At 56.3% G+C, this 17109-nt stretch carries 13 protein-coding genes; 3 read left to right on the forward strand and 10 right to left on the reverse strand.

From position 1 onward, the window contains the following. Positions 1–36: 36 nt before the first annotated feature. The 6 genes from BLR44_RS12830 to BLR44_RS12855 all read right to left on the reverse strand — a co-directional run bounded on the left by BLR44_RS12830 (position 37) and on the right by BLR44_RS12855 (position 6379). A complete protein-coding gene (locus tag BLR44_RS12830) occupies positions 37–639 on the reverse strand; it encodes a short chain dehydrogenase (RefSeq protein WP_089682440.1) in 603 nt (200 codons plus the stop codon). 51 nt (positions 640–690) lie between these two features. Then, complete coding sequence (locus BLR44_RS12835) at positions 691–1590, reverse strand: PhzF family phenazine biosynthesis protein (RefSeq protein WP_089682442.1); 900 nt, start codon at positions 1588–1590, stop codon at positions 691–693. A gap of 23 nt (positions 1591–1613) precedes the next feature. Beyond that, entirely contained in the window at positions 1614–2408 is a 795-nt protein-coding gene (locus tag BLR44_RS12840) for an SDR family NAD(P)-dependent oxidoreductase (protein WP_089682444.1), read from the reverse strand. A gap of 47 nt (positions 2409–2455) precedes the next feature. Beyond that, positions 2456–2869: a DoxX family membrane protein gene (locus BLR44_RS12845; RefSeq protein ID WP_089682446.1), complete on the reverse strand. Its 414-nt coding sequence runs from the start codon at positions 2867–2869 to the stop codon at positions 2456–2458. Between the two features lie 160 nt (positions 2870–3029). After that, positions 3030–3677: a hypothetical protein gene (locus BLR44_RS12850; protein ID WP_089682448.1), complete on the reverse strand. Its 648-nt coding sequence runs from the start codon at positions 3675–3677 to the stop codon at positions 3030–3032. Then, complete coding sequence (locus BLR44_RS12855) at positions 3677–6379, reverse strand: DUF7619 domain-containing protein (protein ID WP_089682450.1); 2703 nt, start codon at positions 6377–6379, stop codon at positions 3677–3679. The genes BLR44_RS12850 and BLR44_RS12855 overlap by 1 nt, the downstream gene beginning before the upstream one ends. A gap of 364 nt (positions 6380–6743) precedes the next feature. Between BLR44_RS12855 and BLR44_RS12860 the strand changes: the two genes are divergently transcribed. The 3 genes from BLR44_RS12860 to BLR44_RS12870 all read left to right on the forward strand — a co-directional run bounded on the left by BLR44_RS12860 (position 6744) and on the right by BLR44_RS12870 (position 11608). Next, positions 6744–8900 carry an alpha-glucuronidase family glycosyl hydrolase gene (locus tag BLR44_RS12860; RefSeq protein WP_089682452.1) on the forward strand — a complete coding sequence of 719 codons (2157 nt, stop codon included), beginning with the start codon at positions 6744–6746 and terminating at the stop codon, positions 8898–8900. Between the two features lie 107 nt (positions 8901–9007). Then, positions 9008–9928 carry a hypothetical protein gene (locus tag BLR44_RS12865; RefSeq protein WP_218127063.1) on the forward strand — a complete coding sequence of 307 codons (921 nt, stop codon included), beginning with the start codon at positions 9008–9010 and terminating at the stop codon, positions 9926–9928. 66 nt (positions 9929–9994) lie between these two features. Continuing rightward, positions 9995–11608 (forward strand): GH35 family beta-galactosidase, encoded by a 1614-nt coding sequence (locus BLR44_RS12870; RefSeq protein WP_089682456.1) that lies wholly within the window; start codon positions 9995–9997, stop codon positions 11606–11608. Between the two features lie 90 nt (positions 11609–11698). Here the strand turns inward: BLR44_RS12870 and BLR44_RS12875 are convergent, their stop codons facing one another. The 4 genes from BLR44_RS12875 to BLR44_RS12895 all read right to left on the reverse strand — a co-directional run bounded on the left by BLR44_RS12875 (position 11699) and on the right by BLR44_RS12895 (position 16981). Continuing rightward, positions 11699–13579 (reverse strand): pyrroloquinoline quinone-dependent dehydrogenase, encoded by a 1881-nt coding sequence (locus BLR44_RS12875; protein ID WP_245706044.1) that lies wholly within the window; start codon positions 13577–13579, stop codon positions 11699–11701. 31 nt (positions 13580–13610) lie between these two features. Further along, entirely contained in the window at positions 13611–14408 is a 798-nt protein-coding gene (locus tag BLR44_RS12880) for an ABC transporter substrate-binding protein (RefSeq protein ID WP_089682460.1), read from the reverse strand. Between the two features lie 7 nt (positions 14409–14415). Continuing rightward, on the reverse strand, positions 14416–15489 hold the full coding sequence (locus tag BLR44_RS12885; RefSeq protein WP_089682461.1) for a M42 family metallopeptidase: 1074 nt from the start codon (positions 15487–15489) through the stop codon (positions 14416–14418). Between the two features lie 553 nt (positions 15490–16042). Then, positions 16043–16981, reverse strand: a complete 939-nt coding sequence (locus BLR44_RS12895; RefSeq protein ID WP_089682465.1) for a S1/P1 nuclease — start codon at positions 16979–16981, stop codon at positions 16043–16045. Positions 16982–17109 lie beyond the last annotated feature (128 nt).

Raw genomic sequence — 17109 nt, forward strand, 5'->3', positions numbered from 1 at the left:
TAGCGAAGGGCGTTGTCTATTCCGCATGCGCAGGGGCTATACGACCCGGATGATCTGTCCGGTCAGGATGCCCTCTACACTTTTGACGTAGGCGCTTGCCACCTGCGCCATCGGCACCGGTACGTGACCGGGAAAGTACTCTCCGAGGGCTTCGGCCGAGGCTTCGACCAAGCCGGGACTGACCACGTTGATGCGCAGTTGCGACTTCACCAATTCGCCCGCGGCCCCGAGCACAAAACCGTTCACCGCACTGTTGATGGTGGTTAACACCGCGCCGTTCGCAATGGGATCTTCGGCCAGGATGCCCGACGTGAGCGTGATGCTCCCGCCCGGATTCAGGTACGTTTGCCCCACCAGGGCGAGGTTGATCTGCCCCATCATCTTGCTGCGGATGCCCTTGTAAAAATGCGCTTCAGTCAGTTGTTGTACCGGGGCCATCGCCGCGCCACCAGCCGTTACGACCAGGGCGTCGAGCGTCCCGACTTGCTCAAACACCTGTTGAATGGAAGCCAGATCGGTGATATCGACCTGCACATCGCCGCTTTTCGAACCGGCGGTGATGACCTCATGCTTTTTCCGGAGGGCTTCCACCACGACTTTCCCGAGGGTGCCCGTTCCGCCGACCACTAGTATTTTCATCGTTCGTGTTCAGGTTAATGATTGGTTTCTGATTGAATTTAGGGAGCGCAATCAATCGATAAAGAAGATGCCTTTGCTCATCATCACGGCCTGCCCGCCGATCCATACGGACGTCACGCTTCCCGCCTTTTTTTCGGCCCGGCTCTCCAGTAGGCTTGGCCGCCCCATCTCCACGCCCTGCGCAATGGTGTAGGCAAACTGTCCGCTTTCTTCCGTGCGGAGGTGCGTCAACAGCGCCGTTAGTGCGCAATTCGCGCTTCCCGTAGCGGGATCTTCGGGTACCCCATCCAGAGGCGCGAACATCCGCGCGCGTAGATCGAAGGCATCGTTGCTCCGACAATAGACATGGATGTCCGGCTCAATGCCCTGCGCCTTGATGTCCAGCAACCGGTCGAAGTGCGGACGACTGCGTTGCAGCGCCGCCAGGTCCCTGACTTCCACCAGCACAAAAGGCAGCCCTACGGAGGCAACCTGCGGCGGATGGTTTGCTACGACCAGCTCCTCGGGCGAAAGCGACAACGCTGCCGCAACGGTTTCGACCGAAAGCGTTTTTCCGAGCGAGAACGGTTCCGGGGCTTTGAGTTCGCACGCAAAACGTCCGTTGTCGAGCCTTGTGACGGTGATGTCGACCAACCCCGCTTTTTCCTCAAACGTGATTTGCGTGGAGGTCGGGATGTCGCCCAACTCACCCACAGAAGCCAGCACAAAGGCGGTGCCTACGTTGGGATGCCCCGCAAAAGGGATTTCGCGCGTCGGGGTAAAAATGCGCACCTTCCGCGTATGCCCCCGTTCGGCCGGCAGCACGAACGTGCTTTCGGAGAAATTGAACTCACGCGCCATCTGCTGCATCTGCTCGCTCGTCAGGCCACTTGCTTCCGGCACCACGGCCAGCGGGTTCCCACCAAAAGCCGTATCGCTGAAAACATCACACAGATAATAGGTATATTCCATCGGCTTCTGCCCCGGCAGGCGGCTTAAATGATGCTTTTGACCAAACCGCCATCGGCCCGCAGGGCGGCTCCGTTGGTGGCCGAAGAAAGCGGGCTGGCCACGTAAGCCACCAGATTAGCCACCTCGTCCACGTGCGCAAAACGCCGGATCAGCGACGTAGGGCGGGCAGTGTTGAAAAACTCTTCTTCTACCTCGGCTTTCGACTTTTGCTGCTGCTGCGACAGCTGGTTGAGAAATTCGGTGACGCCTTCGCTCTTGGTCGGGCCAGGCAGTACGGTATTGACCGTCACGCGGGTGCCCTTGGTTAGTTCGGCCAGGCCACGCGAAACGGCCAGTTGCGCCGTTTTGGTCATGCCATAATGGATCATCTCTTCCGGAATGTGAATGGCCGACTCGCTCGAAATGAAGATGATCCGTCCCCAGTTCTGGGCCAGCATTTTCGGAAAATAGTGCCGGGACAGCCGGATGCCGCTCATGACGTTCATCTCGAAAAAGCGCAGCCAGTCTTCGTCAGGAATTTCGGCAAACGGCTTCGGCTCGAAAATCCCAACGTTGTTGACCAGAATGTCGACATCGGGTACCTGCTGCAGGAGTGCCTGTACCTGTGCGGTCTGGCTGAAATCGACCGGCACCCCCGAAAGCGTAGCCGCGGCGTGGTCTTGTTGGATGGCAGCAATGGCCTGATCGATTCGTTCCTGTGTACGGCCCGTGATGATGACGGAAGCACCTTCGGCGGCCAGTAGTTTGGCAATCGCGTATCCGATGCCGGCGGTTGAGCCGGTGACCAAAGCCGTTTTGCCTTGCAATTGTAAATTCATAAAAGGGAGTTCTAAAATTTTGAATGATGTGTTGTACGCCCCGACGCTCAGGCCGCCCGGGTTGTCCGCGAACGCAGGTGATCCAGGGAATAGCGGTTGTAGGCCTCGTAGCCCACCAGCACCGCGAAGTAAGCGGCATAGAAAAGCTGGATTGCTACGTTCTGCCACTGTTCGATCAGCGCCGAGCCGGTAATCAGCATCAGCATGACCAGGTTACCCGCAATCGCTGCCGGTCGGGTAAAGAGCCCCACCAACAACAACAGCCCGATGAGCAGTTCAACGAACGGCAACGCGTAGCTAAAGGGCATTACCAGCGTGGTCGGCAATAGAGAGCCTTCGAACTGCCCCACCATCCACTGGCTGAAGCCCGCCAGTTTGGGCATCCGCACCACCCCGTGGAACAACATACTCAGGGCTAAGGGAAGGCGGACAAGCAGGTAAACGAGCGCGGAATGCTGCATGACGTCGGAGTTTCAGGCAAAAGTAGAGCACCCTGCGGACTGCCGCCTTGTAAACTTCGAAGGATTCCTGGTAAAACCTAAGGCGGCCTTTGTCTATCATGTGAAAAGCCGTCGGCATAAAAATCAACCTCTCTTTCCGGCTCCAGCACGAAAGCAATGGCTAAAAACCTTCCAGTATTTTCTCCGGTACAGGCCTCAAACAGCGGTTGTACTGCCTGATGATCGTCTCCATGTCGCGATAACGCAGTTCTTCGTTCTGCACGGCCGCCTGCACGTCCGGGCAAGCCGCCAAACGCTTACCCCACCGTTCCTTGAACTTCCTGCCTTTCACGTACTCAAACGCTTCTTCTTCACTCCAACGTACGTAAAAATCGGAGGAAGCGCGTGACGTTCCAGCACTACCGGGACCTACGGTCATGTATTGCCAGTACTTGTACTCGCAAAGCAGCACGGGACCATCGATGACCACTTCCAAAAATCGTTTCCCATCGCTGACAAAACGTCGGCTTCCCAACTGATAGCCTTTTAGTTCACGAGGTTGATGGGTATGCTTCACGCCCGCTTTGTCCACCATATTCACCTGACTGTAGGCAAAGAGCTTGTTCAATGACGGTACTTTGAGCATTCCTCCCCGCTTAGTGCCGTCAGGTAAAATGACGTATCCGTGCACGTAATTGGATTTGTCCTGGTACTTTTCGTACTGCTCACCTTGCGCCCGTAGCACATGAGACAGCCAAAGTAGGGCTACAGTAAAAACGGTAAGTCTCAAGGCATTCATCAAAATCTGTAATTCGTTGTCGTTTACCATTACTGTTTGCTGATGCGCTGCACGGTACGATGGCCGCCGCGGGTGATTTCCACCAGATACAGTCCCGCCGGTAAGGTCTGCACGTCCAGCGTCAGCTCCCGGTCGGAGGTCGGCGACACCTGCAAGACTTCCTGTCCCATGACGGTCAAGACCCGCACCCGCTCCAGGGGCGTTTCGCTGCGCACCGTGACCAGCCCGGTCGTCGGGTTGGGGAACAACCGCACGGACGCATCCGGGAGTGCTTCGTGTAGGGCCGTGGGTTTGGGCAGCGTCGTCACCAACGTGTTGAAGGTTGTGTTGGTCACAATCGCCGGATTCCGGTCGAAGTAGATGTGCGCCGTGTTGCGCACGACGGTTTCCTCAGGGACGCCCGCCTGCGCTTTGATGCGGTACCGCACGTAGCCATGGCTTTCCGGTTCGTTCGTGGTGCTGTCGGGCAGATTAATGTCCTCAAAAAGGAAAGACACATTACGCCCCTGCCGGGTGACGTGCAGGGCATGGCTGGCCGAAAGTGACTCAAACGTGGTCAGGTCCAGCCGGGCATCGAGCGTATCGCGAATCTCGACGGTAAGCGCTTCGGCATTCCCGGTATTCTGGAAACGCACGAGGTACTCCAGCCACTCGCCTTTGAGTGTATAATGCTCCTCTAAAATGCCGGCTGGTTCTACCTGCTTGTCGTTCGGGTCGTAGCTGCACAGAATCACCTGCTCCAGTGTATCCGCAGTGGCAAACGCAAGTTCTTCGCCGTTTTGGATGGTCGCGTGGACAAACGAATACAACGTATCGCCCATCTGCTCAAATCCAGGTACCTCAAATGTCAATCGAATTTGTTTTGATTGCTTAGGCAGCAGATCAGTGTACGCCCAAGTCAGTGTATCCTCTCTTATCTCAGGAATCAGCGACGAAGAAATGAACGTCAGGCTCGTATCAGCAATCAATCGGACCATCCCACTAGCGGGAAGAGTTCCTCGGTTTTGGAACGTGAGCCAATAGGTCACCTCAAAGCCGCAACGGCTGGGTGCCGCCGCCGCCAGCTTCGTGCTCAGTCCGTACCGAGCTTCCTGGGGTTGCAATCCGAATGTATAAAACGAGTCTTTTTGTTGCGGAACCGATACCGAATATGATACGGGGGTTGAAGTCAGTTTCCAGTCAGGGGCACTTGGTACCGTCAGGGTATAGTCACCGGAATCAACATGGGCGATAAAGATGCCTTCATTGTTGGTATAAGCAATCAGGCTATCCGGCATGATCACGATCGCTTGATTGGGTAATCCTGGCTCGCCTTCATCCAAATGACCATTCCCATTCTGGTCGATGTAAGCCAAGCCCGTCACCACCGGAGTCGACAACCGCCACAACTCCTGTCCGTGCAACCCATCGTTGGCCATAAAGAAACCCATCGATTTTGCAGGAAACACCTCCTGGGGGGCACCGTTCTCTTCGAATCGATGAACCAACTGCATTCCTTCCAGAGTCCCATTGGTGCGCCACAATTCGCTTCCCTTTGCGGAAGTCAGGTAAAGAGCACCATCATACTCAAAAGATAATTCGAAGGGAGCGCCCTCAAAAGGATTTAATTCCAAGCGGGTACCTTCCAGCGTACCATCGGTCGACCATAGTTTATAGCCTTCACCGGTAATGTTGCCCCCAAAGTAGAGACGCCCATTCCATTCTTTCATTTCAGAGCAGGCACCCTCCCACAAAAGCATCAAGCCACCTGCATTGTGGTCGGTGACCCAAAGTCCTTCAGATTGCTCATTCTGTGCATTGATCAAAAGTTTATCCTCAAAGCTTACTAATTGTGTTACCTCAGTATTCTGCCCTAGCGCTTCATTCAAATTCAATACAGATTGAACTCTATCAACAAGAGTCCAATAACTTTGAATTTTCCATAGCTGAGCTGGATGATGATAATTTTCGTCGTCGAAATAGTCATGAGTGGCCAAAAACAATTTCATAGAAAATTGTCCCTCCTCGGCGACGGTGTAAACGGTGCTTTCTTTAGATTCAAAACCTGTAGAGCCGATGTACAGATCTTTTATTGCACTACTTTCCAAGTCATTAGAACTCCATATCTCCTTGCCGAGATTTGTTTCTTCTTTGTCAGCCAGAAAATACACATTTTCAGCATCCATTGCCATTATCTCCATAGAACCAGCCACAAAGCCTTCTTTTGCCAACAAAGTATTTGCGAGAGTTCCATCGCTATACCAAAGCTGCGTCTCATTCCACCCACCTACGGTAAAGAAAAGTGTATCGACTGCATGAGGCGTATCTTTTGAATTAATGAGCTGTTGTGGATAACTGCTTTCCGGACCTGGCACGAGGTCTTTGAATAGATACGTCCCTTCTTCTGTCCCATCACTTCGCCAGAGTTCGATGCCGTTTTCGATGTCAGCACCTGCAAAAAACAGGAGGTCGTTCGAAACGGTCATGTCCGTCCAAAAGGCCAGTGAATCCCAATACGCTGTTTCGGCAGGAAAGCTTTTCAGAATTTTAGTACCCGCTTCTGTTCCATCGCTGACCCATAAACTCATTTGATCCGTTCCTGCAAAAAAGTACAGCTTGTCCTGATAAACGGTCGGGTGTTTGATGGTGGTACTCAAAGGGCCGTTTGTGATATCCTTCACCATCACCGGCACCTGGGCCAGCGTGACATGGGTAATCAGCCCCCATAGGAGAAAATGAATGAGCTTTCGCATGATTAATTGAGTAGAGATGAATGATGCGTCAAATGTAGAGGCAGCAGGCGGGAAAAAAGACAGTGAATCGCCGGGAAACCCCACGTCACGGTATTCTTCCCTAACAAGACGAAAAAAGGATTTTTGAAGAAGAAAACATCTCCTCTGGAGACTGAACCCCTTCCGGAAACCAACTCAGGCGGTCGTCACGAAGTCAGGCGGCGCACTCATTTCCGGTTCCACCTCACATTGCGGAGGCTTTCTTACTCGCACCTGGGCTTGAAGATCGGTCGCGTCGTCCTTCCCTTTTCTCCCCTCCCCTTCCCCGGTAGTCAGTATATTGCTACACCTGAATCCCTCTTAACCGGCATCACCGATTTTTTCCATGATGAAGTACCGCTTTTCGCTGTTTGTCTTTTGTTGTCTACTCGTTTCTCTGCCGTCCTTTGCCGAGGATGGGTACCGCCTCTGGCTGCGCTACGATCCCATCGCTGATCAGGCCGTTCGCACGCGTTACCAGGCTGCGCTGAAAAATGTGCTGATGGAAGGCGATTCGCCGACGCTGGTGGCCGCGCGTGAAGAACTGATGGAGGGCCTGCGGGGATTGCTGGACACGAACGTACCGTTCAATCCGGCGGTGCAGGACGGCACCTTACTGGTCGGCACGCTTCAGACGCTGGCTCCCGTTGGTGAGTTGAATCTGGAAAAACCACTCCGGCAAGTAGGTGACGAAGGGTACCTGATTTTTACGACGAAACTGAAACGCCGGAACGTGACGGTGGTGGCGGCCAACACGGACGTGGGGGTGCTGTACGGCTGTTTCCATCTGCTGCGGCTGCTCCAGACCCATCAGCCGTTGCAGAACCTGAACCTTCAGGAAACCCCCAAACTTGACTTGCGGGTGCTGAACCACTGGGACAACCTGGACCGAAGTGTGGAGCGGGGCTACGCGGGCGCATCGCTATGGAAGTGGCACCTCCTGCCCGATTACCTTGATCCGCGCTACCGAGAGTACGCCCGGGCCAACGCCTCGGTGGGCATCAACGGGACGGTGCTCAACAACGTAAATGCCAATGCGCTGATCCTGACCGAGGAGTTTCTGCCTCGCGTGGCGGCGCTGGCGAACGTATTCCGGCCGTATGGGATCAAGGTGTATTTGTCGGCCCGCTTCAGTGCGCCGATTGAGATCGGGGGTCTAAAAACGGCCGATCCGCTCGATCCGCAGGTGCAGCAATGGTGGAAAAAGAAAGTCGACGAGATCTACGGCTACATTCCCGACTTCGGCGGCTTTCTGGTGAAAGCCAATTCTGAAGGGCAGCCGGGACCGCAAAATTACAACCGGTCACACGCCGAAGGAGCGAACCTCCTGGCCGATGCGCTGGCTCCGCACGGGGGCGTAGTGATGTGGCGCGCGTTTGTCTACAGCAACGAGGAGCCGGAAGACCGCGCCAAACAGGCCTACAACGAATTTGTGCCCCTCGACGGGAAATTCCGCGACAACGTGCTGGTGCAGGTAAAAAACGGTGCGATCGACTTTCAGCCGCGGGAGCCATTTCATCCGCTGTTCGGGGCCATGCCCAACACGCCCCTGATGATGGAGTTTCAGATCACGCAGGAATACACCGGTCAGTCGACAAACCTGTTCTACCAGATGCCACTCTACAAAGAAACCCTCGACGCTGACACCTACGCGAAAGGCAAAGGCTCAACGGTGGCTAAAGTAGTGGATGGGACCCTGGAAGGCCACCGACTGACGGGCGTGGCGGGGGTGAGCAACATCGGTGACGACCGCAACTGGACGGGCCATCCGTTCGCGCAGAGCAACTGGTACGGCTACGGCCGCCTGGCCTGGGATCACGCACTGACCTCTGAACAGATCGCCGACGAGTGGCTGCGAATGACATTCTCGAACGACGAAGCATTCGTCAAACCGGTTTCAGACATGATGATCGCTTCGCGCGAAATCGTGGTCGACTACATGACGCCGCTGGGCCTGCACCACCTGATGGGCTGGAGCCACCACTACGGCCCCGGTCCGTGGGTGACCGACAAGCCGCGCGCCGACTGGACCGCCACCTACTACCACCAGGCCGACTCGAACGGCATCGGCTTCGACCGGACGAAAACGGGAAGCGATGCGCTGGCGCAGTATTTTCCCCCGGTACAGGAACAGTGGGGCGATCCGAAAACCTGCCCGGAAGAGTTTCTGCTCTGGTTTCACCACCTGCCGTGGGACTATACCACAAAATCGGGGCGGTCGCTGTGGGACGAGTTGTGCCATCGCTACTACGCCGGTGCCGATTCGGTGGCGTGGATGCAGGACGTCTGGCAACAACAGAAGAGTAAGGTCGATGCGGACCGGTTTCAGCACGTCGCCACCCTCCTCGACATTCAGAAGAAAGAGGCCATTTGGTGGCGCAACGCCTGTGTGCTGTACTTCCAGCAGTTCAGCCGCCGCCCGATTCCAGACGGACTGGAAAAGCCCGACCGCCCGCTGAGTTACTACGAAAGCTTAGAGTTTCATGCCCGACCAGGGAACTGAGATTGTGTCTTTGTCAAGGTCTTTGCATTATATTTTAACATAACACAAAGGTTTTATAGCACAGATAAATTGAAATGATATATTGGTTAGCTTCAATTTTTTTGTTAGTGGGATTAGCTACTTCTTGTCAGCAACGTACGACTGAAAGTTTGGAAGGCTATTGGGAGAGCTACGGCTTGGACACCACTCAAAACGCCTATTTCCCATTTGAACTTCACTTCAAGCGCGATACCCTCAATATGATAGCTCCTTCTTACTTCATGCATCAAGCCAAGTATGTCGCAGAAGATGATCACCTGCTACTCACTTTAGCAGACAACAGTAAAACCAATATTTCCTTTACGCTCGAAGCGGATAGTGTGCTCTACTTTGAGGGAAGGAAGTTTCAAAAAATAGCGCCTGAAATATTCACATCCGTCCCCCGCTATCATCTGATCGGGTACAAAACCAATCACTTGTTACCTAATGATCACCAAGCAAGCTCGATTCATCTGATAAAGTATCACGGCAAGACGAAGGCGGTTCTGAACGATGTGGTGGCCGATCTTGCCTCGATTGCTCCTTTTCTATCATGCAACGATTGCCACTCCCTTCCCCCTGTTCATCTTTACCTCGGTGATCATCTTGAATTTCGGGATTTATTAAACGCATACAAATGGATTGCTGCCGTTGGAGGTAGGCAAGTAACGCTGATTACAGCCCATAAAGGCCTCGATGAGTTTTATAAGGCAAAAGATTATATAAACATTGCCGACTCGCTCATGATCAAACTATTTGAGGCAGAGGGCATGCCACCGTTTCCTCCTCATCCGAAAAGCACTCATGTATCAAGAACTGTCCTTACGATCAAGGACACCACCGATTTTGAAAAGCTAACTTCTGTAGAGGATTCTTCCTATTACTTAATTCAGGTGGATGATCGGATCGCAATCATAGACTACTTGAAATTGATCGAGCGAATGCAAGACAACCCCTACCTTGACAGAAAGATTGTACGGAGAAAGCTACTGACAAAACCAGCTAATTAATTCTGTAAAAAGACATTTCTTATCACTGTAGCCGCTCATGCCTACGCTCTGAAACATAGCTCTCTCATGAAATACGTTCAGCTCTTTTTTATCTTCCTGGTGACGGCCATTACCCTCCGCGCCCAAACCATTCCTTATCTGCAACGACAGGGCACGGCGACGCAATTGATCGTGGAGGGAAAGCCCTTTCTGATGCGGGGCGGGGAACTGGGCAATTCGAGTGCGTCGAGTCTGGCGTACATGGAACCGATCTGGCCGAAACTGGAGGCGATGCACCTCAATACGGTACTGGCCCCGGTCTACTGGGATTTGATCGAACCGGAGGAGGGAAAGTTTGATTTTTCGCTGGTCGATGGTCTGTTAAAAGACGCGCGGGCGCACGACATGAAGCTAGTGCTGCTGTGGTTCGGCACCTGGAAAAACAGCATGTCGTGTTACGCGCCGCTGTGGGTGAAGCGCGACCTCAAACGGTTTCCCCGCGCTAAAAGCGCCGAGGGGGTGAGCCAGGAGATCCTGACGCCCTTCGATGACCGCAACCGAGACGCCGACGTCCGCGCGTTTCAACAACTGATGCGGCACCTGAAAGAACAGGACGGACAGGACCACACCGTCGTGATGGTGCAGGTCGAAAACGAAATTGGGATGCTGCCCAGCGCCCGCGACCACTGTGCCGCCGCCACGAAAGCCTACCGCCAACCCGTCCCGGCGGAGCTGATGCGGTACCTGACGCAACACAAAAAAGAGTTGATTCCGGAACTGCAACAGCACTGGCAGGCGAACGGCGGCAAAACGTCGGGCACGTGGGAAGAGGTGTTCGGAAAAAGTCTGGCGACTGATGAACTGTTCATGGCGTGGCACTACGCCCGCTACGTGGAGGCCGTCACCGCCGCTGGCAAAGCCGAGTACCCGCTGCCGATGTATTTGAACGCAGCCCTGCCTCGTGAAGGCAAACAACCCGGTGAGTACCCGAGTGCCGGTCCCCTGCCTCACCTGCTGGACGTCTGGCGAGCCGGAACGCCCTCCATCGATTTCCTCTCTCCCGATTTCTACAACCCGCGCTTCCAGTACTGGAACGACCTCTACACCCGCTCGGGCAATCCGCTGTTTATTCCAGAAATCCGGTTCGAGACGGGCGACGAAGCCAAGGCGTTTTACGCCGTCGGGCACTACGACGCGCTCGGATTTTCGCCGTTTTCCATCGAATCGACAGACCATCCGGCCGAAGAACCGCTGGGAAAAAGTTACGACGTGCTGGATCAACTTGCACCGCAGATTCTAGCAAAACAGGGCAGTGACCAATTGGACGGCGTGTTGCTGGACAAGGATGCGCTGGAACAGCAGATCACGATGGGCGGCTATGTATTTACCGTGAAACACGACTTCACGCTGGGTTGGTCGCCAGGCGCGCAGGAAGAACAGTGGCCGCTGGCCGGCGGGCTGATTCTGCAAACCGGCCCGGACGATTTCATCGTGGCGGGTACGGGACTAGTCGTCACGTTTGCCCCGGTGAAGGGCAACGACCTGATCGGCATCGGGCGGATCGACGAGGGGGAATACATTGACGGGAAATGGACGCCCGGCCGCAACCTGAACGGCGACCAGAGCCACCAAGGACGTCACCTGCGCATCCCCGTCGGTGACTTCGGCATCCAGCATCTCACCCTGTATCGCTATCGGTAGAGTTGAATCTCGCGGAGTTCCGCAGAGGGGTGCGCGGATTCTCGCAGAGCTGGCAGCCGCCAGAAGTCGAGTCGGTCCTTTGCTTCGCTACTATTCCGGCAAGGCGAAGGCGACGTAGGCATCGCCGGAAGGTGTCTGCGGATTGCCACCCCCACCCGCCGCAATCACGACGTACTGCCGACCGTTCACTTCGTAGGTCGCCGGTGCGGCGTAGCCCCCAGCCGGTAGTTTTGCCTCCCACAACACCTTTCCGGTTTGCTTGTCGAACGCCCGGAACCGCTCGTCCATCGTGCTGCCGATAAAGACGAGTCCTCCGGCCGTGACCAGACTGCCGCCGAGGTTCAGCGTACCGGTCGGCGGAACCCCTCGCTGTGTCAAGGTTTCGAACTCACCCAGCGGCACTTTCCAGACAATCTTTCCGCTCTTGAGGTCAATCGCGTTCAGTGTTCCCCAGGGCGGTTTCACGGCCGGATACCCTTCAGGGTCCAGAAAACGGTTGTGACCGGTAAAGCGGTAGTCCAGCGTCGCGTCGGGACGTTCTTCCGGTACCAGTTGCAACAGGTACGGCACTTCATTGGCGTTGACGTACAGCCAGCCCGTTTCGGGATCGTACGCACCACCGCTCCAGTTACTTCCGCCCACCAGCCCCGGAAACACCACAGTCGCCTGCGTATCGGCCGGAAGGAACAGGTGTCCATACCGTAACTTCTCCAGCCTCTTTGCTACCGCCGCATGCGCCTCCGGCGAAAGGTCGGTTACGAGTGAATCGGCAAAGCCCTGCCGTACAAACGGCTCGGGATGGGTCGGGTACGGTTGGGTAGCCGACGCCCATTCGCCGGGCATCCGCGACGGCGGGACGGGCCGTTCTTCCACTTGCCAGAGAGGTTGGCCCGTCGCCCGATCCAAGACGAACACGAAACCCTGCTTGGTCAGTTGCGCCACCGCTGCGATGGGGTTCCCGTCTTTCTCCACGTCGATCAGCATGGGCGGGCACGGCAAATCGCGGTCCCAGAGGTCGTGATGCACCACCTGGTAATGCCACACGTACGAACCGTCGCTCGCGTTCAGCGCCAGTACCGAATTTCCGTAGAGGTTGTTGCCCCGCCGATCGGCCCCGTAGAAATCGGCGGCCGGCGATCCGGTGGCTAAGTACACAATGCCGGTTTCCGGATCGAGCGTGAGTCCGCTCCAGGCGTTGACGCCCCCTACCTGTTGCCAGGCGTCAGGCGGCCACGTTTCGTAGCCCGGCTCGCCCGGCTGCGGAATGGTATGAAACGTCCAGGCGATTGTGCCCGTCCGCACGTCGTAGGCCCGCACGTGGCCCGGCACCCGGTCGATGGAATGGTCGTTTACACTCGGCCCCAGGATGTATAAATTTTGGTACACGCCCCCCGGCGACGAGGCCCAGACGTCAACATGTGCCGTGTCGCGATCCAGTCCTTCGCGCAGATCGACCTTCCCTCCTTTCCCGAACGATTCCACGAGTTGGCCGGTCGCCGCATCAAGGGCGAACAGCGTTGGCCCCGCCGTAAACAGAATGCGCCGCTCGTCGCCCTCCTGCCAGTACGTCACCCCCCGGTTGGCCCCTTTGATGCTCGCCCACTCCGGGTCGTCTTTTCCGCCGAACGGATCGAACCGCCATCGTTCCTGCCCGGTGGCGGCATCCAGCGCTACCACTTTCAGGCGGGGTGATGTAGCGTACAGCACACCCTCCACCACAATGGGGTTACACTCGATCGTCGAGCGGTTTTTCTCACGCGCATCGCCGGTACGGTAGGTCCAGGCCACCTCCAGCTGCGCCACATTGTCCTGGTTGAGTTGCGTCAGTGCCGAGTAGCGCGTAGCGCCCTGATCGCCCCCGGCCACCTGCCAGGTACGGTACGGATCGGGCAGTCGTTCGGTCCGCAGTTGCGGAGGCTGGCACGCCGCCAACAGAAACAAAAGGCTTCCGCCAAGCAAAAGTTTATGCATAGACATGAACCCGCACATCAGCGCGGGCCGGTTAGTCGTGGTTTGCCGCTAGTGTGGTCCGCAATGCCCGCAGGTACGCCACTGCGTGTCGGAGGCGACTTCCGTACCAGGAAAACAGTTCGCCGTCGACCAGGTGCACAGAAGCGGCAGGACACAGGGTTTGGAATTCCACACGGTGCTTTTCCCCAAAAGGATACGGCTCGGACGAAAGAAAGATATGGTCGGGTCGGGCAGCGGTTAACTCGTCCGGCGTGATCTCCGGATAGCGCGGCAGGTCGCCGAAAGCATTGGCCCAGCCCGCCCACGTCAGCACCTCGTGGATGAACGTACCCTGCCCCGCGACCATCATCGGTGCTTTCCAGATCAGGTACGCCACGCGGGAACGGACGCCAGCGGAGGGCGACAAGGTTGCAAAGTCGCGCGCGATTTCGTCGGCCAACGCCGTGGCTCGCCCAGGTTGCGCCACCAGATCGCCCACGGCGCGGATCATGCGCAGCGCGTCGTCGAGCGAGGCAATGTCGCTCATCCAGACGGGGTAACGGGCCGCCAGTTGCTCGATGCCCTCGCGTTCGTTTTCCTCTTTGTTGCCGATGATCAGGTCGGGTTGCAGGGACGCGATGGTGTCGAAGCGGTACTGTTTCGTGCCGCCGACGACCGGAATGGCCGTGACGTGGTCGGCCGGATGAACACAAAATTTGGTACGCCCCACCACCGGCGCCCCCAGATCGAGTAAAAGTTCGGTCTGCGAGGGCACTAACGAAACGATGCGTTGCGGCCTTTGCGGCACGGCAACGCATCGTCCCATCTGATCGACCACCGGGCGGATCATGGTATTTTTACTGGATATAGCGAAAATCGTGGCCGTTTTCGAGGGCCAGCAGCGTTTCGTACATCAGCCGGATGACGTTTTCCACGTCGTCTTTGTGGACGGTTTCCACGGTAGTATGCATGTATTTCAGCGGCAGGGAAATCAGCGCCGACGCCACCCCTTCGGCCGAGTAGGCAAAGGCATCGGTATCCGTACCGGTGAAGCGGGTAGCCGCCGCCCGCTGGAACGGCAGTTCTTTGTCTTCCGCCACCTGAATAATCAGGTCCAGCAGGTTGTTCTGCACGGCGGGCCCGTAGGTCAGCACCGGACCGCTGCCGCATTTCTGGTCCCCTTGCTCCACTTTGTTGTACAGCGGCGACTGCGTATCGTGACACACGTCCGTGACAATGGCCACATTGGGCTTGATGCGCCGAGAAATCATTTCGGCACCCCGCAGGCCAATTTCTTCCTGTACGGCATTGACCACGTAAACACCAAAATCCAGCTTCACGTTGTTTTCTTTCAGGCGACGGGCCACTTCGGCGATCATAAACCCACCGATGCGGTTGTCGAGCGCGCGCCCCACGTAGTAGCGGTTGTTCAGTTCCATAAACTCGTCCTCGAACGTCACCACACAGCCCACGTGAATGCCCATCGAGAGCACCTCATCTTTGTTGCTGGCGCCGCAGTCAAGGCACAGATTTTTCTGGTCGGGTTTCGGGTCCGATTTCTCGTCCTTCCGTACGTGGATGGCCGGCCAGCCGAACACCGCCTTCACGATGCCCTTTTTCGTGTGGATGTTCACCCGCTTGGAAGGCGCAATGGCGTAGTCGGAGCCGCCGTTCCGCCGGATGTAGATGTAACCCTGATCGTTGATGTAATGCACAAACCACGAAATTTCGTCGGCGTGCGCCTCGATCACCACTTTGTAGTCTGCTTCGGGATTGATAATCCCCACCACCGAGCCGTAGACATCGGTCTGGTAAGTGTCGATGTACGGTTTGATGTAATCGAGCCACAGTTGCTGGCCCGAGGTTTCGAAGCCCGTCGGTGAGGCGTTGTTGAGGTATTTGACTAGAAACTCTTTGCTCTTATCGTCCATAATGTGTTCAAATTGCGTTGCGGGCAAAGATAGCAAAGGGCCGACAAGCACAGGTGCAGAAAAGACTTAACACCCTCATCCTGAATTTCTCCCTGGGGATCTTCTCTTCTTTTTTGCTTCTTGCATAAAATCCATAACTCGTATGATCACGGTCCCTACCCGCGGCGGCATGCAGCCTTTTTCCCCTGACCTGCTGGACCAATGGTTTTACAAAGCAGGATTCCACAAAGTCGCGTTTACAAAACCTTTTATCCGGCTGAGCACTTGCGCATACGACAAAATCATTGTCTACAAATTGACCCAAAACCCACTGTTCACTACGTATTATAAGGAAGCTTCGGCTGGAGGGCTCATCGTGTTCGAAGTATCCGTTCAAGAGGGCTTTTTACGGTACCAAGGCTATTGCCCCCTCTGGCTCTTCGGGATCTGGACATTGGAATTACCATTTCAATCGCGTGTCAATTGTCTGATGAAGTACCGACAGGATGGATTCGAAGCCGAGGAACGATTACGAGGGTTTCTGAAAAGGTTTGGGGATAGTTCCTGATTCTTATCACACCAGCTGCCGGAGCACTTCGGCCAGGCGCCACCCGGCCAGCACCATTCGCCCGGCCGCCAGCTTGCGGGCCAAGTTCGGATAGTCAGGTGGCAGAACAGCGCCGTGGTCCCGGTCAACGCCAGCAGGCAGCGTGCCGTGTCGATACGCCCACAGGGCCAGGTCGTAGCTTTCCGGATAAATGGTTGCGTCGAGGGTGTCGAGCGCTACCGGAGGCAGCCATTTTCCGCGCTGGTAGAGGCGGCGGGCGGCCTGCGCCACATCGTGCGGCTGCTCCGACTGCAGCACCAGCCCATCCCAAAAGTAGTGGAGGTTGATGGTGGTATCGGCTTCGGTCGGGCGGATAAAAAACAGATTACCGCCCCGGTCGCCCTCCGGAAACTGGTCGGAGAAAAACGCCGCCGTGTGCAACGGCTGGTGCAGGTCACCCACGAGGTGAAACAACCACGCCAGGGCAATGGCGCGGGCTTCGGCCGTGGTGTCGGCGCGGAAGATGCCCAGGTTGCGCTGGTAAGCGTACAGAATATTTTCAGGCGGCTGCGCTTCGGCGATGGGGACCGGCGTCTGGCGGGTGGCCGACAGCGGCGGATTGACGTAGTGCCATGTGGGGTGGTAATGGGGCGTATTGCGCGTTTCGTCGGCCCACTTGGCGGCGGCCATAAATATGAACTGTTGCTGCACCTCGGCCGAAGGGTCCGCCAGCTGACGGCTTTCTTCTTCCCACGCGGCATACTGCGGATGGGCCTTCAGCAGCGCAAGCACCTGCGGAATAACGTCCGGATGGCCCTGGGCGAGGTAGCGATACGCCAGCGCACCGGAAACCATGTGCCCGGCCCGCGTCCAGGCGTGGACCGGAGCCACCACCAGCCCGAGCCACAGGCAGCACATCCATCCGTTTCGAACCAACAGGGCAAGGAGCAGCTTCAATGCGTACATCAACACAACAACCGTGAGTATTCTTTCCGATCTCCGGAAGCACGAAACTACAGAAACCCCGCGCCATCCCGCTTATTTCGCTATTGTTTTCTATGACATTTCCCACGTAATTTTGGCAAATTGCGACA

Source organism: Catalinimonas alkaloidigena, from assembly GCF_900100765.1.
GTDB classification, from domain to species: Bacteria; Bacteroidota; Bacteroidia; order Cytophagales; family Flexibacteraceae; genus Mooreia; species Mooreia alkaloidigena.

Excerpts from the sequence above, each read along its gene's own strand:
- BLR44_RS12830 (WP_089682440.1), bottom strand. The coding sequence starts at position 639 with ATGAAAATACTAGTGGTCGGCGGAACGGGCACCCTCGGGAAAGTCGTG.
- BLR44_RS12835 (WP_089682442.1), bottom strand. The coding sequence starts at position 1,590 with ATGGAATATACCTATTATCTGTGTGATGTTTTCAGCGATACGGCTTTT.
- BLR44_RS12840 (WP_089682444.1), bottom strand. The coding sequence starts at position 2,408 with ATGAATTTACAATTGCAAGGCAAAACGGCTTTGGTCACCGGCTCAACC.
- BLR44_RS12845 (WP_089682446.1), bottom strand. The coding sequence starts at position 2,869 with ATGCAGCATTCCGCGCTCGTTTACCTGCTTGTCCGCCTTCCCTTAGCC.
- BLR44_RS12850 (WP_089682448.1), bottom strand. The coding sequence starts at position 3,677 with ATGGTAAACGACAACGAATTACAGATTTTGATGAATGCCTTGAGACTT.
- BLR44_RS12855 (WP_089682450.1), bottom strand. The coding sequence starts at position 6,379 with ATGCGAAAGCTCATTCATTTTCTCCTATGGGGGCTGATTACCCATGTC.
- BLR44_RS12860 (WP_089682452.1), top strand. The coding sequence starts at position 6,744 with ATGATGAAGTACCGCTTTTCGCTGTTTGTCTTTTGTTGTCTACTCGTT.
- BLR44_RS12870 (WP_089682456.1), top strand. The coding sequence starts at position 9,995 with ATGAAATACGTTCAGCTCTTTTTTATCTTCCTGGTGACGGCCATTACC.
- BLR44_RS12875 (WP_245706044.1), bottom strand. The coding sequence starts at position 13,579 with ATGCATAAACTTTTGCTTGGCGGAAGCCTTTTGTTTCTGTTGGCGGCG.
- BLR44_RS12880 (WP_089682460.1), bottom strand. The coding sequence starts at position 14,408 with ATGATCCGCCCGGTGGTCGATCAGATGGGACGATGCGTTGCCGTGCCG.
- BLR44_RS12885 (WP_089682461.1), bottom strand. The coding sequence starts at position 15,489 with ATGGACGATAAGAGCAAAGAGTTTCTAGTCAAATACCTCAACAACGCC.
- BLR44_RS12895 (WP_089682465.1), bottom strand. The coding sequence starts at position 16,981 with ATGTACGCATTGAAGCTGCTCCTTGCCCTGTTGGTTCGAAACGGATGG.